The organism is Rhizobium sp. Leaf384, assembly GCF_001424065.1.
GTDB lineage: Bacteria > Pseudomonadota > Alphaproteobacteria > Rhizobiales > Rhizobiaceae > Ferranicluibacter.
Window position 1 is genome coordinate 41168 of the sequence record NZ_LMQE01000005.1, and the last position, 22247, is coordinate 63414.

At 63.2% G+C, this 22247-nt stretch carries 20 protein-coding genes; 13 read left to right on the plus strand and 7 right to left on the minus strand.

All coding sequences use genetic code 11. The annotated features are described in order from the left end of the window. Nucleotides 1-45: 45 nt before the first annotated feature. Both ASG25_RS08680 and ASG25_RS08685 read right to left on the minus strand, forming a co-directional pair. Nucleotides 46-1278, minus strand: coding sequence for an ABC transporter substrate-binding protein (locus ASG25_RS08680; RefSeq protein WP_062472606.1), 1233 nt, complete (start codon nucleotides 1276-1278; stop codon nucleotides 46-48). Nucleotides 1279-1337: 59 nt separating this feature from the next. Then, nucleotides 1338-2291, minus strand: a complete 954-nt coding sequence (locus ASG25_RS08685; RefSeq protein WP_062472609.1) for a sugar phosphate isomerase/epimerase — start codon at nucleotides 2289-2291, stop codon at nucleotides 1338-1340. A 218-nt stretch (nucleotides 2292-2509) separates the two neighbouring features. Here ASG25_RS08685 and ASG25_RS08690 point away from each other — a divergent pair, with 218 nt between their 5' ends. After that, a complete protein-coding gene (locus ASG25_RS08690) occupies nucleotides 2510-3625 on the plus strand; it encodes a LacI family DNA-binding transcriptional regulator (RefSeq protein ID WP_062472611.1) in 1116 nt (371 codons plus the stop codon). Nucleotides 3626-3731: 106 nt separating this feature from the next. On the opposite strand, the gene ASG25_RS08695 is transcribed toward ASG25_RS08690, so the two are convergent. Beyond that, on the minus strand, nucleotides 3732-4031 hold the full coding sequence (locus tag ASG25_RS08695) for a DUF982 domain-containing protein (protein ID WP_062472614.1): 300 nt from the start codon (nucleotides 4029-4031) through the stop codon (nucleotides 3732-3734). Nucleotides 4032-4149: 118 nt separating this feature from the next. Next, on the minus strand, nucleotides 4150-4626 hold the full coding sequence (locus ASG25_RS08700; protein ID WP_062472616.1) for an Hsp20 family protein: 477 nt from the start codon (nucleotides 4624-4626) through the stop codon (nucleotides 4150-4152). 347 nt (nucleotides 4627-4973) lie between these two features. Here ASG25_RS08700 and ASG25_RS08705 point away from each other — a divergent pair, with 347 nt between their 5' ends. The 5 genes from ASG25_RS08705 to ASG25_RS08725 all read left to right on the plus strand — a co-directional run bounded on the left by ASG25_RS08705 (nucleotide 4974) and on the right by ASG25_RS08725 (nucleotide 10082). Then, on the plus strand, nucleotides 4974-6254 hold the full coding sequence (locus ASG25_RS08705) for a glycerate kinase (protein ID WP_062472618.1): 1281 nt from the start codon (nucleotides 4974-4976) through the stop codon (nucleotides 6252-6254). 309 nt (nucleotides 6255-6563) lie between these two features. Then, nucleotides 6564-7376, plus strand: a complete 813-nt coding sequence (locus tag ASG25_RS08710) for an oxidoreductase (protein ID WP_062474357.1) — start codon at nucleotides 6564-6566, stop codon at nucleotides 7374-7376. A gap of 178 nt (nucleotides 7377-7554) precedes the next feature. Next, complete coding sequence (locus ASG25_RS08715) at nucleotides 7555-8556, plus strand: NADP-dependent oxidoreductase (RefSeq protein WP_062472620.1); 1002 nt, start codon at nucleotides 7555-7557, stop codon at nucleotides 8554-8556. A 73-nt stretch (nucleotides 8557-8629) separates the two neighbouring features. Beyond that, nucleotides 8630-9412 carry an SDR family oxidoreductase gene (locus tag ASG25_RS08720; RefSeq protein WP_062472622.1) on the plus strand — a complete coding sequence of 261 codons (783 nt, stop codon included), beginning with the start codon at nucleotides 8630-8632 and terminating at the stop codon, nucleotides 9410-9412. 58 nt (nucleotides 9413-9470) lie between these two features. Further along, complete coding sequence (locus ASG25_RS08725; protein WP_082480021.1) at nucleotides 9471-10082, plus strand: TetR/AcrR family transcriptional regulator; 612 nt, start codon at nucleotides 9471-9473, stop codon at nucleotides 10080-10082. A gap of 5 nt (nucleotides 10083-10087) precedes the next feature. Here the strand turns inward: ASG25_RS08725 and ASG25_RS08730 are convergent, their stop codons facing one another. Beyond that, nucleotides 10088-10657, minus strand: coding sequence for a TetR/AcrR family transcriptional regulator (locus ASG25_RS08730; protein ID WP_062472624.1), 570 nt, complete (start codon nucleotides 10655-10657; stop codon nucleotides 10088-10090). 157 nt (nucleotides 10658-10814) lie between these two features. Here ASG25_RS08730 and ASG25_RS08735 point away from each other — a divergent pair, with 157 nt between their 5' ends. Both ASG25_RS08735 and ASG25_RS08740 read left to right on the plus strand, forming a co-directional pair. Then, a complete protein-coding gene (locus tag ASG25_RS08735) occupies nucleotides 10815-11213 on the plus strand; it encodes a MarR family transcriptional regulator (RefSeq protein ID WP_062472626.1) in 399 nt (132 codons plus the stop codon). A gap of 45 nt (nucleotides 11214-11258) precedes the next feature. After that, nucleotides 11259-12560: an MFS transporter gene (locus ASG25_RS08740; protein WP_062472628.1), complete on the plus strand. Its 1302-nt coding sequence runs from the start codon at nucleotides 11259-11261 to the stop codon at nucleotides 12558-12560. Nucleotides 12561-12693: 133 nt separating this feature from the next. Here ASG25_RS08740 and ASG25_RS08745 read toward each other — a convergent pair whose 3' ends face one another. Both ASG25_RS08745 and ASG25_RS08750 read right to left on the minus strand, forming a co-directional pair. Continuing rightward, a complete protein-coding gene (locus tag ASG25_RS08745; protein WP_062472630.1) occupies nucleotides 12694-14796 on the minus strand; it encodes an ATP-binding protein in 2103 nt (700 codons plus the stop codon). Beyond that, the gene (locus tag ASG25_RS08750) at nucleotides 14793-15548 is read right to left on the minus strand and encodes a response regulator transcription factor (RefSeq protein ID WP_062472633.1); all 756 of its coding nucleotides are present in this window, start codon (nucleotides 15546-15548) and stop codon (nucleotides 14793-14795) included. Before ASG25_RS08750 ends, ASG25_RS08745 begins: the two co-directional genes overlap by 4 nt. Nucleotides 15549-15787: 239 nt before the next feature. On the opposite strand from ASG25_RS08750, the gene ASG25_RS08755 reads away from it, so the two are divergent. The 5 genes from ASG25_RS08755 (at nucleotide 15788) to ASG25_RS08775 (ending at nucleotide 22130) form a co-directional block, all read left to right on the plus strand. After that, nucleotides 15788-16789: an ABC transporter substrate-binding protein gene (locus tag ASG25_RS08755; protein WP_062472637.1), complete on the plus strand. Its 1002-nt coding sequence runs from the start codon at nucleotides 15788-15790 to the stop codon at nucleotides 16787-16789. Nucleotides 16790-16906: 117 nt separating this feature from the next. After that, a complete protein-coding gene (locus ASG25_RS08760) occupies nucleotides 16907-17932 on the plus strand; it encodes an ABC transporter substrate-binding protein (protein ID WP_062472639.1) in 1026 nt (341 codons plus the stop codon). An 82-nt stretch (nucleotides 17933-18014) separates the two neighbouring features. After that, nucleotides 18015-20258, plus strand: coding sequence for an iron ABC transporter permease (locus ASG25_RS08765; protein WP_062472641.1), 2244 nt, complete (start codon nucleotides 18015-18017; stop codon nucleotides 20256-20258). Then, on the plus strand, nucleotides 20255-21316 hold the full coding sequence (locus ASG25_RS08770; protein ID WP_062472643.1) for an ABC transporter ATP-binding protein: 1062 nt from the start codon (nucleotides 20255-20257) through the stop codon (nucleotides 21314-21316). Before ASG25_RS08765 ends, ASG25_RS08770 begins: the two co-directional genes overlap by 4 nt. 25 nt (nucleotides 21317-21341) lie before the next feature. After that, nucleotides 21342-22130 carry an inositol monophosphatase family protein gene (locus tag ASG25_RS08775; RefSeq protein WP_062472645.1) on the plus strand — a complete coding sequence of 263 codons (789 nt, stop codon included), beginning with the start codon at nucleotides 21342-21344 and terminating at the stop codon, nucleotides 22128-22130. The last annotated feature ends 117 nt before the right edge of the window (nucleotides 22131-22247 follow it).

A 22247-nucleotide genomic window follows, 5' to 3' on the forward strand; every position in this document is an offset into this window, starting at 1 on the left:
GGCGCATCAGCGGCGCCGGAGCAGGTCCGGCGCCATCTGCAGGTCTCATTGCAAGACGGTGAAGAAGTTCGTGGTCGCGGCATCCGCGTCGTTGAAGCTGCCGTTCCAGTATTCATCGACGAAGTCGTCCAGGGCCCCAACCTGTTGCGGCGTCAGCACGATCGCCTGGTCCGGCACGATGGCACCGGCACGCATCAAGTCGACACCCTTCTGGGCGCAGACGTCCAGCTTTGATGTGTCGACGTCGGAACGAGCGGGGACCGATCCCTTCTTCAGGGCGAAATCGACCTGAACCGCCGGATCCATCGCGACGTCGGCGATGAGCTTCTGTGCCGTGTCGGTCTCGGCATTGCCGGTTTTCGGGAGGTAGAAGGAGTCGGCGATATAGACCATGCCCGGCGATTCCGGGACGATCATGCAGCCATAGTCCTTTCCGGCTTCCTTGCCGGCAACGGTAAATTCCCCTTTGGCCCAATCGCCCATGAACTGCACGCCGGCTTTGGCCGTGATCAGCATCGCCGTGGCATCGTTCCAGTTGCGGCCGCTCGCACCTTCGTCGACGTAGCCATGCAGCTTGCCAAGGATCTGCAGCGTCTTGCGGACACCCTCTCGGGAGGCGTCGCTTGTGTCCTTGTCGACGTAGATCTTCAGGAAACCGTCGATCCCGACCTGCGAAAGCAGGATCATGTTGAAGACCTTCGTCTGTTGCCAGGGCTGGCCGCCCCAAGCGACCGGGACCAAGCCCGCCGCTTTCAGCTTATCCAAGCCGGCAAAGAGCTCGTCCCAGGTTTTCGGCTCCGCCTCGATACCCGCCTTCTGGAAGGCGTCTTTCGAATAGAACATCCAGCTTTCGCCATGCGCGCCGATGGGTGCGAGATAGACATGTCCGTCATAAGAAGCGAGATCGAGAAGCGACTTGGGCAAGACGCCGGCCCAGTTTCCGTTCGTGGCGATGTCATCGATGGGGTTGAACAGTCCCTGCTTCAGGAAGTCGGCGGCAGCCAATCCGATAATGCCCTGTTTCGCCCCCGGCGGGTCACCCGCAACCATTCGGTTCTGGAAGGCTGCATCCGCTGCGCCAAAGCCGGCGATCGAGGAGTCCTTCCAGACACCGCCTCGCTTTTCATATTCCGTTTTGATGACGTTGAGGGCAGCGGCCTCGCCGCCCGACGTCCATGAGGATAGCACCTCGATCGTCGGCTTGTTCCCGGCCTCGGCCGTGGTCAGAAACCCGGCGCATGCGACACCGGCCAGAAAGAGCATCATCCTGTTCTTCATCGTTCGACCCTTCCAAAAAACGCCCTTTCGGGGCGCGTTCATCGACTGTGAGGACTGTGTCAGTGATAGATCGGGAGCAGCGCCTGTCGGACGAGCGTGAGCCCGTTGGCAATGTCACGCACGGGATTCGGCGCGGCGTCGAGCTCGAGGATTGCCCACCCTTTGAAACCCCGATCGCGCAGCAGTCTCGTCCAGGCCGGCCAGTCAACCCTCCCGAGACCGAGGTCGCAGAAATAAGGGCGGTGACGATCGTGGATGTGTTCGTCGATCGGCGTATCGGCCGGCATCGGGCCGATCGCATCCTTCCAATGGGCGATGATCATGCGCTCGTGATGGCGATCGACCATCTGCACAGGGTCGGATCCAGCAAGAATGATATGCGCCGTATCCGGGCACATATGCACATAGGCCGGATCGGTGAGCATCATCATCAAATCGACATCGCGGGCGGCGGCGAAGATCGAATGGGCTTCCGTATGAAGCGCAAGACGGATGCCGCGTGCGAAAAGAGCGGCGCCGAGCCGATTAAGGAAATCGGCGATGCGTTTCGCCCGATCGAAATCGTAAAACTCCACCGGCTGCGCGCCCAAAGTCTGGCGCAAGGGGGCGCCGATCACCATGATGTCGCTGCCACACGCCTTCAGGAAATCGGCATAGGCCTCGGCCTTGGCAATAATCGCCGCTTGCGCCTCCGCCTTGGTAAAATCGCCGGAGGCTTCGAGCTCGGCGAAGAAGCCGCTGCACAGCGTCAACCCACGCCGTGAGAGCTCGGCTGCGAAAGCATCGACGGAGCCATATGTCTTGACCGCGTCCTGCCAGTTGAAGGGGGAGAAGGTCAGTTCGACGCCGGTGACGCCTGATTGTTGGACGCTGTCGAGGATCTTGTCCCAGAAGGCGCGTGGCGCCGAGCGTGCATAGGCGATGATGGCATCGTGAGTATCGACATCCCAGAAACCGGGATGGAAGAAGGTGACGAGATCAACACCGAAACGAAGTCTAACACCATCTGTCATGGACACACCTTCCTTAGGGCAGAGCATGCCGTTCCTGAGCGTCGATCGTCACGTCAGCACGACGTCGACTGGCCGCCCCGTTAGATATGGCAAACGTTTGCCATGATGAGATAATAGCCAGGCCTTTTTTTTAAGCAAGTGCTTTTTAGCAAATGTTTGCGAGAAATCGTCTATGACCGTACAAGTGCGACGGAGAGCCTGCAGGAGCATAATGGAACGTGCCTAAGGACAAGGATATTCCCGGGGAGGAGCAGGCAGGTCCCCTGATGGCTGATGTCGCGGTCCTTGCGGGCGTGGCGATCTCGACGGTCAGCCGCGCGCTCGCCAACCCCGGCCGTGTGAACGAGAAGACGCGGATCCGGATCGATGCCGCCGCCAAGCAGCTCGGCTATACGCCGAATGCCATGGCGCGCGGTCTTCGGGTCGGCAAGTCCAATATCATCATGATCGTCCTGCCGGGTTCCCTCTACTACGGCGCTTCGCAGATCGTCCCGCAGGTGCTGCATGCCATCAACACGGCGCTGCTGCGGAGCGGCTATACTCTGCTGATCGCCAACCTCGCGCGCGATGAGCCCTCCGAGCGGCATATCCTCAACCTGGCCTATAGCGGGACGGTCCGGGGCACGATCATCCTCTCGTCGAAGCTGCCGGAGCTGGAAGGTCGTTCGCTCGCGGGCGCCGGCTTGCCGATCGTTTCCATGCTGTTGGATATGAGCGCATCCGGTGTGCCGAGTGTCGTGACCAACGATCGCGAAGCCGTTCGCGACGCAACTGCAGATCTCATTCGTCTGGGGCATCGCCGGTTTTTCTATCTCGCCGGACCTGACGGGAATTATCACGACGTCGAGCGGTTCGGCGGCGTGTTGGAAGCACTGCAGATGGCAGGATTGCCGGAAGCGGCGGTGGTTCGCTCGGGCGGCAAGCTGGATTACCAGCAGGGGTTTGAGATTGGCCTGCAGGGTGCCGACGATTTCATGGCGCTTGCCGAGAAGCCGACCGCCGTCATTGCGACGAGCGACGATATGGCAATCTCGTTCATGAGCAAGTTGAAAGGCATAGGCATTTCAATTCCGGACGAACTCTCGATCGTCTCGTTCGACGGCTCTCCCGTTTGCGCCTTCTGTTCGCCGCCGCTGTCGACGATCGAACAACCGGCAGAGGAAATGGGCGGTGCGGCCGTTGAATTGCTCCTCCAGGCCATCGAGAAGGGAAATGGCCCACAGGCCACGCGTCGGGTCATTCCAAGCCGTCTGATTGTTCGCGACAGCATGGCCACGCCGCCGTCGTCCGCGCACGGGGCAGAGCGCTCGCCCGTTCACCCGCTGCGCGGCTGACGAGCGCGTTCGAGGGTTTCCCGGAAAGGAGGCCGGAGGTCACGCCGACCTGCCGACCGCTGGGCGGCGCGGAACATGTGGGCGAAACGGGACATCGTCGGGCTCTTCAGCGCACGTGCGGATCACGGTCGTGTCGCAGGCGGGACGCGGAGAGAGCCGCCGTGTCCGGCGCGAGCAGGTCGTGTCTCCCGGCAAAGGCGACAAACAGGCCGCGGGCCGTCTCGGCCTCGATGTCGCCCCGCAATGCCGCTTCGCAGGCTTTCAAGGCGACCGCGTGCGCGGCGTCTCGCATCGACATCGGCCACTCGCTAAGGTGCCGATGAGCGTCGGCCACGCTCCGGATCTCGGCCGGAAAGCCGAGGCCGATGACGATGGACACGGGTTTTCTGAAGAAATTCGGTTTCATGGCGCGCTCCTTCCCAACCTCGCCCCAACCTGGCCCAACCCCGGATGTCACCTCCGGGATGTCACTCCCAAATGTCAAAGGGGCGCTGGCGCAGCAGCGCCCCTCCTCGACGGTCTGATCACGCCGCCTTCTGCGCTTCGATCTGCGCCGGCGCGGTTTTCTGCCCAATGGCTGTCCTGCCCTCAATGTCGATTTTCCGCGGCTTCAATGCCTCCGGGATTTCGCGAACGAGGTCGATCGACAGAAGACCGTTCTCCAGGCTCGCACCTTTCACCCTGACGTGATCGGCAAGCTCGAACCGATGCTCGAACGGCCGCGCGGCGATGCCGCGGTGGAGATAGCCATCATTCTGCACCTCCTGTTTCTTGCCGGTCACCGTCAGAAGATTGGACTGGAAGGTGATGTCGAGATCGTCCTGCGCGAAACCTGCGGCGGCAACGGAGATCCGGTAGCTGTCGTCGCCGGTTTTCACGATGTCATAAGGCGGCCAGTCGCTGATCGAGCGGGCGCGCTGGGCGTTTTCCAGAAGATGGAAGACCCGGTCGAAGCCGACGCTGGAGCGAAAGAGCGGCGCATAGTCGTAAGATGTTGCCATAGCCATATCCTCCTTGAAGCAACATGGGATCGGAAGCGCCGCAGCGGCGCTTCCGGCAAAGCCGGCCTTGGCGTCAGCGACCGGCAGGAAACGATTTGGTTTTTGCGTTTTTCGGGTTCAAGAGGGGATGGTGAGAAAAATGTGCGGTCTCGGGCGCTGGCGCTGCGCGAACGCAGCGGTGCCAACGCGCCTCGTTTGTCGCGGCCGGTTGCGACATGCGCTGACTGTCTCCACCGGCTGCATTCTGATGGCGGTGCGGATGTTCGGTGGGTCGCCGCCTCGGCTTTGCATTCTGTCGCGCGCTTTGCCAAAAGAGGTGTTGCAAGAGACAGCAAGGTGGACCCCGGATGCCAATCGAGAACCCGCGTGCGTTCCTCACGTCGCTCTTTGAGGCTGCTGTTCGCGCGGCTGATCCTCTGGAGGCGATCCGGGCCCACCTGCCGGAGCGACCGAAGGGTCGCACGGTTGTGATCGGTGCCGGAAAGGCGGCGAGTCAGATGGCGCAGGCCCTGGAAAGCGTCTGGGATGGTCCGCTGGAAGGCGTGGTCGTCGCCCGGCATGGTCCTGTCGCCGCCTGCGCGCGGATCCGCGTGCTGCAGGCCGCGCATCCGGTCCCCGACGCCGCGGGCATCGTCGGGGCGCAGGCATTGTTGGCGGAAGTCTCCGGCCTGACGCCGGACGATCTCGTGATCGCCTTGATCTCTGGGGGTGCCTCCGCCCTTTTGCCGTCGCCGCCGGCGGGATTCGCTCTGGCCGACGAGATTGCGCTGAACGAGGCGCTTCTCGCTTCCGGTGCGCCGATTTCCGCCATGAACGTCGTGCGCAAGCATGTCTCGCTGATCAAGGGCGGACGCCTCGCCAAGCGCGCGTTCCCGGCGCGCGTCGTCAGCCTCGTCGTGTCGGATGTCCCCGGGGACAATCCTGCCTTCGTCGGCTCCGGTCCCACGATTCCCGACGATGCGGATCGCAATGACGCGCTTCGGGCCATTCGGGACTATGGTATGAAGATCCCGCCCCGCCTTCTCGACCATATCGCCACGGCAGACAGCCCGCGGCCCGACGATCCGGCCTTTGCCGGGCACGAGGCTCATGTCATTGCCTCTGCCCGTGTTTCTCTGCAGGCCGCCGCACGCCTGAGCCTTGAGGCCGGCGTTACGCCGTTGATCCTTTCTGACCGGATCGAGGGGGAAGCCCGTGATATCGGGCGCATGCATGCGGCGCTGGCCATGGAGTTTCAGACAGGCCAGCGCCCGCAGGAAGGCCCGATGGTTCTCCTTTCAGGCGGGGAAACCACTGTGACCATGGGCTTGGAGCATGCCGACCCCGCACGGCGCGGCAAAGGCGGGCGAAACACCGAACTGCTGCTGGCAGCCGCCATCGACCTCGACGGCTCCACTGGCATCACCGGCCTTGCAGCCGACACCGACGGCATCGATGGTTCCGAGACCAACGCCGGCGCCTTCTGCGATGGCCAGACCGCCGCACGCATGCGGGCGACCGGTTGCGAGATGCGTGCCTGCCTTGCCCGGCACGACGCCTGGTCCGCATTTTCAGCGTCCGGCGACCTGTTCGAGACCGGTCCGACGGGCACCAACGTCAACGACTTCAGGGCGTTTCTTCTGCTCTAGGCGTGCAAGACGCTTTGTGGGGCGTTTACTCCGGGGAAGCCGCCGCGCGGATGGCCTGAACCGGCTGCATCAGCGCAGCGGCAGGGTTGGGAAGGGCGTCCGCCCGCTCGTCTGGCCCGACAGGCGGCGGGGCATCGATCGACATCTTCGGTCGGCGTGGTCGCCGCAAACCAGGAGATGGACCGCCCGTCAAGAAGGCCCTTGACTTAATGATGATGATCGTCATATTTAATGATGACGGACATCATCAAAACAGGTCGATGGCTCTGCGGCCCTTTCGAACCGGCGGCCGAGACCAAGAGGTGCAACATGGACAGTGCTCAGAAGACAGCGTTCCTGACGGGCGCCTCGAGCGGGATCGGGAAGGCGACGGCGATTGCGCTGACCAAGGCCGGGTATCGGGTCATCGGCACAAGCCGGACGGCAAAGCCCGGCGAGGTTCGCGACGGAATCCGGCTGGTCGGCTGTGACGTGACCTCCGACGCATCGGTCGCCGCCGCCGTCGCGCAGGCGCATGCGGAGCTCGGGCGCATCGATCTTCTCGTCAACAATGCAGGCTTCGGTATCGTCGGTGCCGCGGAAGAGAGTTCGCTTGAACAGGTCCGGTCGCTCTATGATACCAATGTTCTCGGCGTCGTACGGGTTACCAACGCGGTCCTGCCGATCATGCGAGCACAGGGACGCGGCCGCATCGTCAATGTCGGATCCGGGCTCGGCTTCATTCCCGCGCCGTTCAATACCCATTATTCGGCGACCAAACATGCTCTTGAAGGCTATTCCGAAGCCCTTGATCACGAGGTTCGCGGCTTCGGCGTGCGGGTTCTGCTCGTCGAACCGGGTGCCACGCATACCGCGTTCGAAGCGAGTGCCGTCCCGGCCGATGCACCCCTGACAGCCTATGACCAGCTTCGCGCCGGTTACGATACCGCCTATGGCAAGGCGATGAGGGCGGCCGATACGGCGCAGAGCGTTGCAGACACCATTTTGCGCGCAGCGTCCGACAGCACGCCGATGCTCCGTTATCCCTCGGGCAAGGTGGCGCGACAAGGCGCCTTTGCTCGTCGCTTTCTGCCCCGCTCCCTGTTCGACAGGGTGCTGCACAAACAGTTCGGCCTCGGCTAGGGCATCGCCGGAGGCGACAGCGGGGGTAGTGCCGCGACGTGCCGGTCGCACGGGCCGACCCACGGCGGACGGCAAACCGCGATACCGACATCTTACGACCGGGTGGCGTCTTGAAGAAAACGACCCCGCGGTTCCCTGCAGCCTGACGGCTTGCACTTCCATTCTGGAGAATAGGCCCATGAAGGCTTTCATCGTCGAGACCTACAAAAAGAACGGCGCTCTGCACATGGTCGACCGGGCCGAACCCGTGATCGAGGCCCAGGATGTCCTCATCGAGATCAAGGCGACCGCCATCAACCTGCTGGACTCCAAGATCCGCGACGGGGCGTTCAAGGCTCTGCTCCCGTACAAGCCTCCGTTCATTCTCGGCCACGACCTTGCCGGCACGGTTCTGGCCGTCGGTCGGGACGTTCAACGTTTCGCGGTCGGCGATGCCGTTTATGCAAGGCCGCGCGATCGCCGCATCGGCACCTTTGCGGAGCGCATCTCGGTCCACGAAAGCGACGTCGCGCTCAAGCCCGGCAATCTCGACTGGACGCAGGCAGCATCGATCCCACTGGTAGGCCTGACAGCCTGGCAGGCACTGGTCGAGCTCGGCAAGGTCAAAAAAGGCCAGAAGGTCTTCATCGAGGCCGGTTCCGGCGGTGTCGGGACGTTTGCCATCCAGCTCGCCAAGCATCTGGGTGCGACGGTCGCCACCACCACGAGTGCAAAGAACGCCGCGCTTGTCAGAAGCCTAGGCGCCGATATCGTGATCGACTACAAAACCGAGGATTTCGAAGCCCTGCTATCCGGCTACGATCTCGTCCTGCACAGCCAAGACCAGAAGACGTTGCAGAAAGCGCTTCGCGTGCTCAAGCCCGGCGGCCACCTCATTTCCATCTCCGGCCCTCCGGACCCGACATTCGCGACATCGGCCGGGCTGGGTACGTTTCTCAAACTCGTCTTCACTCTGCTCAGCCGGGGGACCCGAAAAGCGGCGCGAAAACGCGGCGTTCGCTACGATTTTCTTTTCATGCGCGCCGACGGTCGCCAGTTGGCAGAGATTGCCGCCCTGGTCGAAGGCGGCGCGATCCAGCCCGTCGTCGACCGCGTCTTCCCGTTCGAACAGACGGGCGATGCTCTTGCCTATGTCGAGACCGGCCGCGCGAAAGGCAAGGTCGTCGTCGCCGTTCAATAGGCCGAAGACCCATCCGGCCGAGATGGGCTCGGCGTTGACGTCATCCTTCAACGGACCAGACAGAGAGAATTTTATGACCTCCAAACCCACCGTCCTCATCACCGGCGCTTCCACCGGCATCGGCGCCATGTATGCGCAGCGCTTCGCGGAACGTGGGCACGACCTCGTGCTCGTCGCCAGAAACGTCGCGACGCTCGAGGCGCTTGCCGCACGGCTCAAGGAAGAGACCGGCGTATCCGTCGAGCTGTTGCCCGCCGATCTCACGAACGAGGCACAGTTGCTGACCGTGGAGAAGAGATTGCGCGACGATGCCTCGATCGGCATCCTCGTCAACAACGCCGGTGGCAATGTCGGCGGCACCTTCGTGACGCAGAGCATCGAGGACCTGACGAAACTGGTAACCCTGAATGCCACCAGCGTATTGCGCCTTGCGCATGCCGTCGCGCCGCGCTTCGCGCAAAGCGGCGAGGGTTCCATCATCAACATCAGCTCCGTTCTCGCGCTCGCGCCGGAATGGGCGACCTCGGTCTATACCGCGACGAAGGCTTTCGTCCTGTCGCTGTCGCAGGCGCTCCAACTCGAGCTCGCCGCGCAAGGTGTCTACGTCCAGGCGGTGGCGCCTGCGGCAACACGAACCGACATCTGGAATTTTGTCGAGGAAGCCAAGCGCCCACCGATGATGGAAGCCGCCGAGCTCGTTGACGGCGCTCTTGTCGGCTTCGATCGGCGCGAGGCCGTGACCATCCCGCATCTTCACGAGGAGGCGCGTTGGCAATCCATGGAGGCCGCGCGCAAAACGCTCCTCGAGGATACGGGCCACACGACCGCCGCCGCCCGATACCACACGTCGGGATAAGACAAGCTGGGCTGATGCGGATCATCCGCTGAGGCATATCGGGGCGGAGAAGAGCGCCATGCGGGTCACGCGTGAACAGGTCGCGGAAAACAGGCGACGCATCCTCGACGCCTCCGCCCGGCTCTTTCGAAACCGGGGCGTGAGCGCCGTCAGCGTGGCAGACGTCATGCAATGTGCCGGCCTCACCCATGGCGGCTTCTACCGGTACTTTTCTTCCAAGGACGATCTGGTCGCGCAGGCGCTGGCGCATATCCTGACATCGAGCGCCGACGCACCGTTCAGCGTCGGCGAGCACGTGGAACGCTATCTTTCCGCAGAGCATCGAGACAATGCTGCGGAAGGATGCCCCTTTGCGGCGCTCGCGTCCGAGATGCGATACCAGACCCCGCAGGCGCGTGCCGTGATGACGGCCGGCGCGCGTCAGATCATCGCGACGCTGACGTCCGCAATGTCGCCGCATCCGCAAACGGACGAACGGCGCGCTGCCATCGGCAGCTGGGCGGCAATGGTCGGCGCCATGGTGATTGCAAGGGTCGTGGATGACGAAGATCTGTCCGACCGCATCCTCGAGGAGACACGGCGCTTCCTGGAGTCTGTCGCCAGATGCCCTGGAAATGTCGATCCGGAAAGCGGGTCTTCAACCTTCCCGGCGTCGTCAGAGCCCGACTGACACCCTCATTCCGCCAGGACCGAACCAGCAGCGGCCGCAAGGATTTCCTTCGAGAGCGCGTCGTCCTCCACCGCACGCGCAAGAACCAGCGCCCCGACCATCGTCGCCATCGTCGCGATTGCCGATGAACGGTCGGCCATCTCGCCGTTGGAACCGGCGACGGACTGGAGGAGAGCGATCTGGTCTTCGACGCCGCGCTGCATGACGCGGCGAACCTTCGGACCATGGCGCGCCGCGTCCGGTGCGAGGGCAGCGAACGCGCAACCCTGCGAAACGCCGTCCCGATGCTGATCGGACAGATAAAAGCGGACGGCCTTCTTCAGCGCGTCGGGCGCTTCGTCCCCGATCAGGGACGACATGCGTTGCGTGCTTTGCGCGAGCGCGGCCGCCGTTGCCTGGGCAATCAGGTCGTCCTTGGACTCAAACTGCTTGTAGAAGCCGCCATGGGTCAGGCCCGCCGCCTGCATCAGCGTATTGACGCCGACGCCATCGAAGCCTTTCTCTCGAAACAGCCGGCTGGAGCTCTCGATTACCTGCTGACGGTTTTCTTCCGCCTTTTCCTTCGTGACTTTCATGGCACCGATCTCTTCCCGAAAGCTTGATGATATATGATGAACGGCATCTTACTCAACGGCGTTGGGCAAGGGTATGAGAGAGGCTGTTGCGTTGCCTGGGCACGCGCGAACGACCGGAACCTCGACACGGGTCATGTACGGGTATATACACGAAAACATGAACCGTTGCTACTCGATGATGCTCCGTGAGGCGGCCCGCAGGGTTTCGTCAATCTATGACGAAGCGCTGTCGCCGCTTCAGATCAACATCGCTCAGTTCTCCCTTCTCCGCCGCATCGAACGGCTGCAGCCCGTCAGCATGACCGATCTCGCGCAAAGCGCTCAGCTGGATCGTTCGACGATCGGGCGAAACATCAAGGTCCTGAGCCGTATGGGACTTGTCGAGACCGGACGGGCGGACCGGGACCAGCGAGAGGCGACGGTCGGGCTTACCGGCGCCGGCGCCGAATTGCTGGCACGGGCCGGCCCCATCTGGGATCAGTGTCAAAGAGACATGGAGGCGAGCCTTGGTCCGATCAAGATAACAGCACTCGAAGACATCCTGCGCTCGATCTGATCTTCAATAACCAAATACGTGTATATACCGATAAATAGGGACACCATGATCTTCCGGCGCCATGTCTCACCGATCACGGAATGGTTCTCGCAGAAGGGCATCCACTATGGCTGGATTGTCGTCGCGACCACATTCCTGACCATGATGGTGGCGGCAGGTGCTGTCGGAGCCCCCGGGGTGTTGATGAAGCCTCTGCAGACGGAGTTCGGCTGGGACGTGGCCGATATCTCTGCAGCCTTTGCCATTCGCTTTCTGCTCTTTGGCGCAATGGGCCCGTTTGCGGCCGCTTTCCTCACCCGCTTCGGCGTGAAACGCGTTTCCGTTTTCGCGCTTGCCCTCATCGCAGCCGGAGTGGGCGGCTCGTTCCTGATGACAAGCCTGACGGAGCTGTTTCTGCTCTGGGGTGTCGTCGTGGGTCTTGGAACCGGCTTGACCGCCATGGTCCTCGGGGCGACGGTCGCGACGCGCTGGTTTGCTGCGAAGCGCGGGTTGGTTATCGGTCTTCTCAGCGCCAGCGTGGCGACGGGGCAGGTGGTCTTTCTTCCGGTGTTCGCGGCCCTGTCGGAAGCCTGGGGATGGCGCACTGCGCTCGGCCTCCTGCTGGCGATGCTCGGTCTCTGCTCCGCTGTGGTGCTTCTGCTGATGCACGAGCGACCCGAGGACATCGGCCTCTTGCCCTACGGCGCTGCGGAGGCGCCTCCGCCGGAGCAGGGCTTGTCTTCTTTTGCGAAAACGCTGGTTGCGCCGATCCGCATCCTGGCGATGGCCGCCCGGTCCAGCACGTTCTGGATCCTGTTCGGGACCTTTTTCGTCTGCGGCGCGACGACAACCGGGCTTGTCCAGACCCATCTCGTGGCGATCTGCGGCGACTTCGGCATCGCGCCGGTCATGGCCGCCGGCCTGCTCGCAGCCATCGGGGCTTTCAATTTCGTGGGCACCATCGCTTCGGGGTGGCTGTCCGATCGGTTTGACGGCCGTTGGCTCCTCTTCTGGTACTACGGCCTGCGCGGGCTCTCACTGCTCTATCTTCCCTACACGGACTTTGGATTTTACGAGCTCAGTCTTTTCACGCTGTTCTACGGGCTCGATTGGCTCGCAACGGTTCCACCCACTGTTAAACTCATCACTGACCGGTTCGGGAGCGCCTCGACGATCGTCTTCGGCTGGGTTTTTCTCGGCCATCAGATCGGCGCTGCCTTGGCAGCCTGGGGGGCGGGACTGACCCGTAGTCTCTACGCCAGTTACCTGCCCGCCGTCTTCGCTGCGGGCGCAATTTGCCTTACAGCCGCCGTCGCCGTGTTCGCGATCCGGACGCACGCAAGGATGCCTCAACCGGGATCGGCCTGAGTCGCCAGCGGGAAGAACGCGTGTGCCGGCGAACAACACCGGACAAGCGCACCCTGCCGTCCCGGCCCGGCCGCCGATGTCGCTTGCGGAGCCGCCGGCACGAAAGCTCCGAACGGCATGTCACGCTGATGCGTCATGCCGTGTCGGCGGTGGGATCCGGAAATGCCAGCGTCACCACGGTGCCGTGGCCCAGACGGGAGTGAATGCTCGCATCGCCGCCCGACTGGCGGATGAAGCCATAGACGGTTGCCAGGCCGAGGCCGGCGCCTCCGTCCTTGAGGCGGGTCGTGAAATAGGGCTCGAAGGCCTTGTCGATGGCTTCCGGCGTCATGCCGATGCCTGCGTCCGCGACGGATACGATGACGGATGGCCCGTCCCGCACTGCGGAGATCGTGATATCGCCGCCGTTCGGCATGGCGGCTGCGGCATTGAGGCAGAGGTTGAGGATGGATTGCTCGAAGAGGGCGGGATCGAGAAAGACCGGGGGCAGGTCGCCTTGGGTTGACAGGCTGATCCGGCATTTCTCGCCGACGGCAATCTCGAGCACGTCGATCATGCCGGTGAGGACGGCCCGCAGATCGATCGAGACGGGAAAGATCTGCTGCTGGCTCGCCACCGACAACATGCTCGAGGATAGTGCGCGGCCACGGTCCGCTGCCTTTCGGATACGGTTGAGATGCCGCTTCTGGCGGTCGGTCAGGCCGTCCTCGCGCTCCAACAGGCCGAGGCTGCCGGTCACGATGCCGATCATGTTTCCGACCTCGTGGGCGAGCTGGTGGGTCATGCGCGTGATGCCGCCGAGCCGAAGCGCCTTTGCCGCCTCGGCTTCCTGCCGGTCGGCTTCGGTAACGTCGCGCGCGAGGAGCACAAAACCGCCGTCCCGCTGGCGCGAGAGGGACAGTTCCACCACCTGCCCATCGGGGCGGCGCTGGCGCGAGACGAACGGCGTTCCCGGCCGATCCTCTTTCGCCAGCGCCTCCTCCAGGCCCCGGACGTCGACGTCTGCGACCCCCTCCATGAAGCGTCGCAAGGGGAGTTTTCGCGAGGCGCCGCCGCCGCCGAGAAGCTCGATCACCCGTCGGTTCATCGCCAGCGGCTTGCCGGCGGAATCGAAGAGGGCGATGCCCTCGTTCATGCTGCGGAAGATCGCGCGGATCGTCTTGGCCGCCGTGTCCGCCTTGCGCCGCATCTGGCTGACGCGATCGACGCTCTCCCGAAAGGCGCTGAACGCCTGCCCCAGCCGGATCAGTTCCGTTTCGTCGCCGCGATAGCGCGGCACGTCGATGGTTTTCTGTCCTCCGGCGAGCGCGTTCATGCCGGCGGAAAGATCGATGATCCCGCGGGAGACCCGCATGACCGAGCGAATGGCGAGGGCGGCAACGACCAGCATCAGAAGGGCGGTCACGACGACGATGCTCAACAGCCTTTGCAGCATGTGCGAGATCGCCTGGACATCGTTGCCGAGCTTTTGCACGACGCCATCGTTCTGCGCCTCGACGGCGAGCGAAAGCTCGCGCGAGACGGCATGCAGGCGCGTGATCGCAGCGCGAATGGAAAACATTTCTCTGAGGTAACGCGTCTGCGCCGCAAAGATGCGACGGTGCGCATCGAGCGCTGCCTGGTCCATGCGCACGGGCGCCGCCTCGGCAATGGACAGATCCCGGACGTAGCGTCGTTGAAGCTCCCCGAGCTGGAACAGGCTGTCCGAAGTCGAAGCGGATTGGGCGAGGGCATTGAGCGTCGGTGGCAGGTTGCGAACGGTGGACATGTCCCGTGTCGCGATCTGGCTCAGCGCCATCGCGGCATCCGACTTGTGCGCCTGTGCAGCCTCGGCATTGTCGAGCATGGAGATCGTCTGTTGTCGGATGCTTCCGAGCAGAGCAAGAACCGCTCCCGTGTCGGCGGGTGCGCTTGCGCGCTCGCGCCGCGGCTGCATCATGCGCATCAATGCTTCGACCTGCGTTAGGACGGCGCGACTTTCGCTGGAAATGCGATAGGGCGACGTCGCATTCATCAGGAAGGGCGCGCTGGACACGAGATCGGACACTTGCTTGGAAACCGCGGCGGACTTGCCGAGGCTGACGAAGGCCTGAGTGCCGTAGGTTGCCATTTCGTTGCGGGCCTTCAGAAGCCCGAAAATGGCGATGGTGGAAATGCCGAGAACCAGGGCGCCGATGATGAGGATGGCCGCGGGAAGACGGAAGGCGATCGAGGAGAAGAAGGCCCGATGGGTCATTGCTCCGTCTCGCGGCGGGCCGTCTCCAGCACATAGCCTCGGCCACGGCGCGTCTTGATGAAGCGCGGCAATTCCGGGTTCTGCTCGATCTTGCGGCGCAGCCTCAGAACAAGCACATCCACGTTACGATCGACGTAGCGCTCCGTGCCGCTTCCGAGCCGCTCGAGGATCTGCGCGCGGGTTACCGCCAGATTGGGCGTTTCGGCCAGCAATTCGAGAAGCGCGAACTCCGCGCCCGTCAGCGTCTTTCCCGGTTGGCCCTCGCAGATGGCCAGTCTGCGATCGAGATCGATCGTCCAGTTCCCAAGATGCAGCGCCGACGTCGGGAACGCGCGATCGGAACCCGGCTGCGCGCCCGCCTCGGGGACACGCTCGGGTTTCGGCATCAGGATCGAGCGACGCAACACCGCCTTGATCCGGGCAGCGAGTTCGATGGGCTCGAACGGCTTGACGATATAGTCGTCGGCTGCCGTTTCGAGACCCAGAACCCGCTCGGCCGAACTGCCGGCCGCCGTCACCATGATGATGCCGACATCCAGGCTGCTCCGGACGCGCTGGGCAAACGTGCGTCCAGACGCACCAGGCAGATTGTGGTCCAGCAGCACGAGATGCACCGCCTCATGGGACAGAAACACCGTCGCCTCTTCCGCCGATCCGGCAACAAAAGGCGTCCAGCCCTCCGCCTCGACGAGATCAAACAACATCTCCGCCATATCCGGATCGTCCTCGACGATCAGAATCTTCACCTGCATGCCGAAATTCCTCCTGCTGCATCATAGGCTTCCGGAGGAATTGTTCAAATCCTCGCCGATGACGGGAACTGTCACAAATGTAATATCTGTAAGGCTCGCAATCCTTCGAAAGTCTGGCTGTAACAACGGTAACCACTCCTTTCTTGAAGCCTTCGCCGTATCTGCCATTCTGACGGCGGAGGTCGGAGCGGCATCGTTCCGGGAAGTGGAGGATCTTGGTGAGGACGTTCATCTGTCTGATGGCGGCGGCATTCGTGTCGTTCGGCGCGACGGCACGGTCAGAGCCGTTGGCGCGGCTCAACGTCCTGTGCGGCGTTGACGAAGCCTGGTGCGCCGCGATGAAGCAGGCCGTCCTGACGCATTTGAAGATTGACGCGACCGTGACGCGCAAGAGCACCGGCGAAATCCTCGACAGGGTGCGTCAGGAGCGGGCTGATCCCCAGACGGATGTCTGGTGGGGCGGTACGGGAGACACGCATCTGCAGGCAGCGGCCGAAGGCCTGTTGCAGCCTTACCAGCCGCCATCGACGCTGACGATGCTGCCTTGGGCGGACAATTTCTTCGATCTTTCGGGCGGCCATTCCGCCGGCATCTATGCCGGAGCGCTCGGCTTTGCCTACAATGCCGATCTGCTGAAACAGAAGGGTCTGCAGGCTCCCGCCTGCTGGAAGGATCTGCTCGACGGCACCTATGTCGGGGCGATCGAGCTTGCCGATCCCACCACGTCGGGTACGGCCTATACGGCCTTGGCCACGCTGGTTCAGCTCTTCGGAGAAGACGAGGCGTTCAAGTATCTGGGTCGGCTCCGCACCAACATCCGTGCTTTTCCGCAGTCCGGCTCCGCACCCGTGAAGGATGCTGCTCATGGCGAGACGCTGATCGGCATCTCCTTCATCCACGATGCCGTGACGCTGCGTCAGGCGGGGTATCCGCTTGAAATCGTCGCGCCGTGCGAAGGCACGGGTTACGAAATCGGGGCCGTCAGCATCGTGAAAGGTGCAAAGAACCTGGAGGCTGCCCGGGCTTTCGTCGGTTTCGCCCTCAGCGCCGAAGGGCAGGCGACGGGGGCGGCCGCCGGTCAGAACCAAGTTCCGTCCAATGCCGGTGCATCCTTGCCGCCGGGCGCGCCCGATATTTCGATGATCCGGATGGTCGACTACGACTTTGCGACCTTCGGCTCGCCCACAGAACGTAGTCGGCTTCTCAAACGCTTCGATAGCGAGATCCGCGGAATACCCTGAACGCAAACCATTGCCGAAAAGACACGTCACCCGCTGCGCATGACAGGGGAACGGCATCGCCATGCCGTCCGGAGGCTCGTGCAACCCGCTTACAAAGTTCAACCAGGAGGAAAGACCATGAAAACCTATACAGCCTGCATGCTGATGACGGCCGCGACGGCACTGACGGCCCCGTCAGCGCATGCGGCCGGCACGCTCAATCTGATCTGCTCGGCCGACGTCGTGATCTGCGAGCAGATGAAGGGCGACTTCGAGAAGGATCACGACATCAAGGTCAACATGGTGCGCCTGTCATCCGGCGAAACCTATGCGAAGATCCGGGCGGAAGCCCGCAACCCCAAGACAGATATCTGGTGGGCCGGCACGGGTGATCCCCATATGCAGGCGGCATCCGACGGGCTGACGCAAGAGTACAAATCGCCGCTGCTCGACCAGTTGCAGGATTGGGCGCAGAAGCAGGCCGAGGGGTCCGGTTTCAAGACGGTCGGGGTCTATGCCGGCGCGCTCGGCTGGGGCTACAACACCGAGATCTTCAAGACCAAGGGCTTTACCGAGCCGAAGTGCTGGGCTGATCTTCTCAACCCCGCGTTCAAGGGCGAGATCCAGATCGCCAATCCCAACTCGTCCGGCACGGCCTATACGGCCCTGGCGTCGCTGGCCCAGATCATGGGTGAAGATCAGGCCTTCGACTATCTGAAGAAGCTCAACGCCAACATCTCGCAATACACCAAGTCGGGTTCGGCGCCGGTGAAGGCCGCAGCCCGCGGCGAAACGGCCATCGGCATCGTCTTCATGCACGATGCCGTCGCGCAGACGGCGGAAGGCTTCCCGGTCAAGGCCGTCGCGCCCTGTGAGGGCACGGGCTACGAGATCGGCTCCATGTCGATCGTCAAGGGTGCAAAGAACCTCGACAACGCCAAGATCTGGTACGACTGGGCACTTACGCCGGCCGTCCAGTCGCGCATGAAGGACGCCAAGTCTTTCCAGCTGCCCTCCAACAAGTCGGCCGAAATTCCCGAGGAAGCGCCGCGCTTCGAAGACATCAAGCTGATCGACTACGACTTCAAGACCTATGGCGATCCGGCCAAGCGCAAGGAACTGCTCGAGCGCTGGGACCGCGAGATCAGCGCCAACGCCAACTAAGGCGCGCACCCCGCGCCGGCCGACGCAGCTGTCGGCCGGCGCAGGCAAAGGAAACAGGGCATGGCTCGGAGAGGGGATCGGCATGAAGACCGACACGGACACTCGAAACCGCAGACTTGATATCACGCTCGGGCTTGGCATTCTGGCCTTCCTGCTCGTCCCCTGGTACAGGATCGAGGGCGGTTTTCTGGCCTTCGGCTGGCTGTCGGGCTTTCCCGCAGAAGCCTCGGTTTCACCCGGTCTTCTGCAGATCCTTCTTCATGGCCGCTGGTGGCTGGCCGTGGCGGCGCTCATGCTGGCGATTGCCGGCATCGCCCGCTTCACGCAGGATCCAAAACGACGCGGAGCTCTCCTTGTCGCATCCGGCGCGATCGGCACCGCGTTCCTGACGCTGCAAGGATTGGCCATCGGCTATTCCGGCTGGTCCTGGACGGTCAGCGAGACGCTTTTCGGTGCAATGGCGGATGGGCAACCCTCCATGGGGGCCGGCGCTATGCTCTCCGCGCTCGTCTTCGTGCTGCTTTTTTCCTTCGGCCTTGCCGAGCGTGGCGCGATGAAGGGCGATGCCTTCGTCGTCGCGTCCATCGCGCTTCTCGTCTTCCTCGTCGCCATCTTCGTGTTCTATCCGGTCGGCAGCATGCTGGTCGGCGCCTTCCAGGATTTCGATGGCTCGCTCAATCCAGACGGGTTCACCCGCAATATCCAGGATCCCGCCATCTGGAGCCTCGGCTGCGTTCTCGGGGGCGAGCGTTGCGGCGTCGCCTGGCGGACGCTGTTTCTCGCGATCATGACGGCGGGCGGATCCACGATCATGGGGCTTGCCTTCGCGCTGGTCGCCACGCGCACGCGCTTCCCCTTCAAAAAGGGTCTGCGCCTCCTCACCGTCCTTCCCATCATCACGCCGCCCTTCGTCATCGGTCTGGCGCTGACTCTGCTGTTCGGACGTGCCGGCGTCGTGACCGAAGCCTTGTCGAACCTGTTCGGTATCGAGCCCGGCCGCTGGCTCTACGGAATGACGGGCATCTGGATCGCCCAGGTCCTGTCGTTCACGCCCATCTCGTTCCTGGTCCTCATCGGTGTGGTCGAGGGCGTCAGTCCCTCCATGGAAGAGGCGTCGCAGACGCTGCGCGCCGATCGGTGGCGCACATTCTGGCGGGTTTCCCTGCCGCTGATGAAGCCAGGCATCGCCAATGCGTTTCTGATCGGGTTCATCGAAAGCATGGCCGATTTCGGCAATCCGCTGGTGCTCGGTGGAAGCCACGGCGTGCTTTCGACGGAGATCTTCTTCGCCGTCGTCGGTTCCCAGAACGACCCCTCGCGCGCCGCCGTGCTTGCGATCATCCTGCTGTGCTTCACGCTCACCGCGTTTCTCACGCAGCGTTACTGGCTCTCGGGCAAGAATTTCGCCACCGTCACGGGCAAGGGCGATAGTGGCGCCCACATCGCTCTGCCCCGATCCATCGCGATCGGCGTCCATGCGCTTGTCGTCCCCTGGATGCTGTTCACGATCGTCATCTACGGCATGATCCTGTTCGGCGGCTTCGTCAAAACCTGGGGTCTCGACAATTCGCTGACGCTCGATCACTACATCAAGGCCTTCTCGATCGAGATGCGCGATGGTGTCATCGCCTGGACGGGCGTCGCCTGGAATTCCTTCTGGACGACCATGGAGATCGCGCTGATCTCGGCACCGCTGACGGCCGCCGTCGGTTTGCTCACGGCCTACATCATCGTCCGCCAGAAGTTCGTCGGTCGCAACGTGTTCGAGTTCGCGCTGATGATGAGCTTTGCCATTCCCGGTACCGTCATCGGCATCAGCTACATCATGGCGTTCAACCTGCCGCCGCTGGAAATGACCGGCACGGCCCTGATCCTCATCGCCTGCTTCGTCTTCCGCAACATGCCGGTCGGCGTGCGGGGCGGTGTGGCAGCGATGAGCCAGCTCGACAAAAGCCTGGACGAAGCGTCGCTGACGCTGCGCGCGACCAGCTTCCGCACGGTGCGCAAGGTCATCCTGCCGCTCCTGCGTCCCGCCATCACGGCCGCGCTGGTCTATTCCTTCGTGCGGGCCATCACCTCGATCAGCGCCGTCATCTTCCTCGTCAGCGCCGAATACAACATGGCGACCTCCTATATCGTCGGTCTCGTCGAAAACGGCGAGTACGGCGTGGCGATCGCATATTCCTCCATGCTGATCGTCGTGATGATCGTCGTCATCGCCGGCTTCCAGCTTCTCGTCGGCGAACGGCGGCTGCGGCGCGAAAATCGCGTCGCAGGCCTTCGCTCCGCACCTTCCTCTCTTCTCGGTCAGGAGAAAACAGCATGATTCATCCCCGCGCCGGTTCCGTCGTCTTTCAGCACGTGAAAAAGCAATTCGGTGCCTTCACCGCCATCCACGACCTGTCGATCACCATCGAACCGGGCCAGCTCGTGACCCTGCTCGGACCTTCGGGTTGCGGCAAGACCACGACGCTGCGCATGCTCGCCGGGCTCGAACATCCCACCTCGGGGCAGATTCTCATCGGCGGCAAGGACGTCACCATGCTGCCGGCCAATGAGCGCGACGTCTCGATGGTGTTCCAGTCCTACGCGCTGTTTCCCCATATGAGTTCGCTTGACAATGTCGCCTATGGCCTGGAATCGTCGGGCATGAAGCGCAAGGAGGCGCGCGAACGGGCAGAGGAAGGCTTGAAGCTCGTGGGTCTCGCCGGCATGGGGGCGCGTCTTCCCGCCGAGCTTTCGGGTGGGCAGCAGCAGCGCGTGGCCGTTGCCCGCGCCCTCGTGCTGGAACCGCAGGTGCTGCTGCTCGACGAGCCGTTGTCCAACCTCGACGCCCGGCTTCGCCGCCAGGTTCGCACCGAAATCCGCGAGCTGCAGCAGCGCCTCGGCTTCACCGCCGTCTATGTCACCCATGACCAGGACGAGGCGCTGGCCGTGTCCGACCGCATCATCATCATGAAGGACGGCGTGATCGCGCAGGAGGGTTCGCCGCGCGATCTCTACGAAGCCCCGGCGTCCGCCTTCATCGCCGATTTCATGGGCGAGGCGAACGTGGTGGCCTGCGATGTCATTCGCGTCGAGGGCGCGGACGCGACGATCCGCATCGGGGCACTCGAACATCGCGTGCCCAGCCGCAATGCCCGGCCGGGCCCGGCCAAGCTCGCCGTGCGGCCGAACTCGATTACCCTGGAACCGGCTTCGACGGCCGCACTTCCTGGGCGGATTACCCACGCCGCCTATCTCGGCGACCATGTGGAATACGAGGTGGAAACTGACACGGGCAAACTGTTCGTCGTCGATCCCGCCGTGGAACGCACGCTGCCGCCGGCAACCGACGTCGCTGTCGGCTTCAAAGGTCGCGGCATTGCCATTATCAACGATTGAGCCGTCTCGCAGTGAAGGACTACCCATGACGCATGATCTCGACGCCCGCTTCGCGCTTGCGCAAACGATCGCCCGCACCGCCGGCGCCGTCGCTCTCGACTACTTCAACCGGCGCGAGACGCTGGTCATCGAAACCAAGCGTGATGCCCAGGACGTGGTCTCGATCGCCGATCGCGAGGTGGAGAACCTGATACGCGCGGCCGTGGCGGAGGCCCATGCCGATGACGGCTTTCTCGGCGAGGAATACGGCCTTGCTGCAGGCACATCCGGCTACACCTGGGTGGTCGATCCGATCGACGGCACCAGCCCCTTCGTCAACGGCATGCCGAGCTGGTGCGTTTCGATCGCGGTTCTGCGTGACAGCAAGCCGGTGATCGGCGTGATCTACGCGCCCTGTTTCGACGAGCTCTATGCTGGCGCAGATGGCAAGGGGGCGACACTGAACGGGCGCGCCCTGGTTCTCGATCCGTCGCGCACCATCCGCAATGCTGTCACCGGGATCGGCGCCAACAATTACGTCACCCCGGCGTTCGTTGGCAAAATGGTGGAATCGCTGCTGGAGGCCGGTGGCAACTTCATCCGCAATGGGTCCGGTGCGCTTATGCTCGCCTATGTCGCGGCGGGCCGGCTTGTCGGATACTACGAGCCCTATATGCATGCCTGGGATTGCCTTGCGGGTTATTGCCTCGTGCGCGAAGCGGGTGGCTGGCATCATCCCTTTCCAGTCGAAGGCGCGCAGTTGACGCGCGGATCGCCCGTTCTTGCGGCAGCGCCCGGCGCCGTGGATGATCTGCGGAAGATCGCCGGCCTCTAGTGCCGGCGTTCGCCTCGAAAGAGGGCGGCGCGATCCGCCCGGATGTCGGGCCGGAACCTGGGAAGGGCACGTGCGTTTCCGATGGCGAGCCCTTCAACCAGCAAGTCAGGTCATCTC

Coding starts and splice junctions, on each gene's coding strand:
- ASG25_RS08710 (WP_062474357.1), top strand. CDS start 6,564: ATGGACAGTGCTCAGAAGACAGCGTTCCTGACGGGCGCCTCGAGCGGG.
- ASG25_RS08755 (WP_062472637.1), top strand. CDS start 15,788: ATGGCGGCGGCATTCGTGTCGTTCGGCGCGACGGCACGGTCAGAGCCG.
- ASG25_RS08695 (WP_062472614.1), bottom strand. CDS start 4,031: ATGAAACCGAATTTCTTCAGAAAACCCGTGTCCATCGTCATCGGCCTC.
- ASG25_RS08705 (WP_062472618.1), top strand. CDS start 4,974: ATGCCAATCGAGAACCCGCGTGCGTTCCTCACGTCGCTCTTTGAGGCT.
- ASG25_RS08720 (WP_062472622.1), top strand. CDS start 8,630: ATGACCTCCAAACCCACCGTCCTCATCACCGGCGCTTCCACCGGCATC.
- ASG25_RS08765 (WP_062472641.1), top strand. CDS start 18,015: ATGAAGACCGACACGGACACTCGAAACCGCAGACTTGATATCACGCTC.
- ASG25_RS08700 (WP_062472616.1), bottom strand. CDS start 4,626: ATGGCAACATCTTACGACTATGCGCCGCTCTTTCGCTCCAGCGTCGGC.
- ASG25_RS08715 (WP_062472620.1), top strand. CDS start 7,555: ATGAAGGCTTTCATCGTCGAGACCTACAAAAAGAACGGCGCTCTGCAC.
- ASG25_RS08730 (WP_062472624.1), bottom strand. CDS start 10,657: ATGAAAGTCACGAAGGAAAAGGCGGAAGAAAACCGTCAGCAGGTAATC.
- ASG25_RS08735 (WP_062472626.1), top strand. CDS start 10,815: ATGAACCGTTGCTACTCGATGATGCTCCGTGAGGCGGCCCGCAGGGTT.
- ASG25_RS08775 (WP_062472645.1), top strand. CDS start 21,342: ATGACGCATGATCTCGACGCCCGCTTCGCGCTTGCGCAAACGATCGCC.
- ASG25_RS08680 (WP_062472606.1), bottom strand. CDS start 1,278: ATGAAGAACAGGATGATGCTCTTTCTGGCCGGTGTCGCATGCGCCGGG.
- ASG25_RS08740 (WP_062472628.1), top strand. CDS start 11,259: ATGATCTTCCGGCGCCATGTCTCACCGATCACGGAATGGTTCTCGCAG.
- ASG25_RS08750 (WP_062472633.1), bottom strand. CDS start 15,548: ATGCAGGTGAAGATTCTGATCGTCGAGGACGATCCGGATATGGCGGAG.
- ASG25_RS08770 (WP_062472643.1), top strand. CDS start 20,255: ATGATTCATCCCCGCGCCGGTTCCGTCGTCTTTCAGCACGTGAAAAAG.
- ASG25_RS08745 (WP_062472630.1), bottom strand. CDS start 14,796: ATGACCCATCGGGCCTTCTTCTCCTCGATCGCCTTCCGTCTTCCCGCG.
- ASG25_RS08725 (WP_082480021.1), top strand. CDS start 9,471: ATGCGGGTCACGCGTGAACAGGTCGCGGAAAACAGGCGACGCATCCTC.
- ASG25_RS08760 (WP_062472639.1), top strand. CDS start 16,907: ATGAAAACCTATACAGCCTGCATGCTGATGACGGCCGCGACGGCACTG.
- ASG25_RS08685 (WP_062472609.1), bottom strand. CDS start 2,291: ATGACAGATGGTGTTAGACTTCGTTTCGGTGTTGATCTCGTCACCTTC.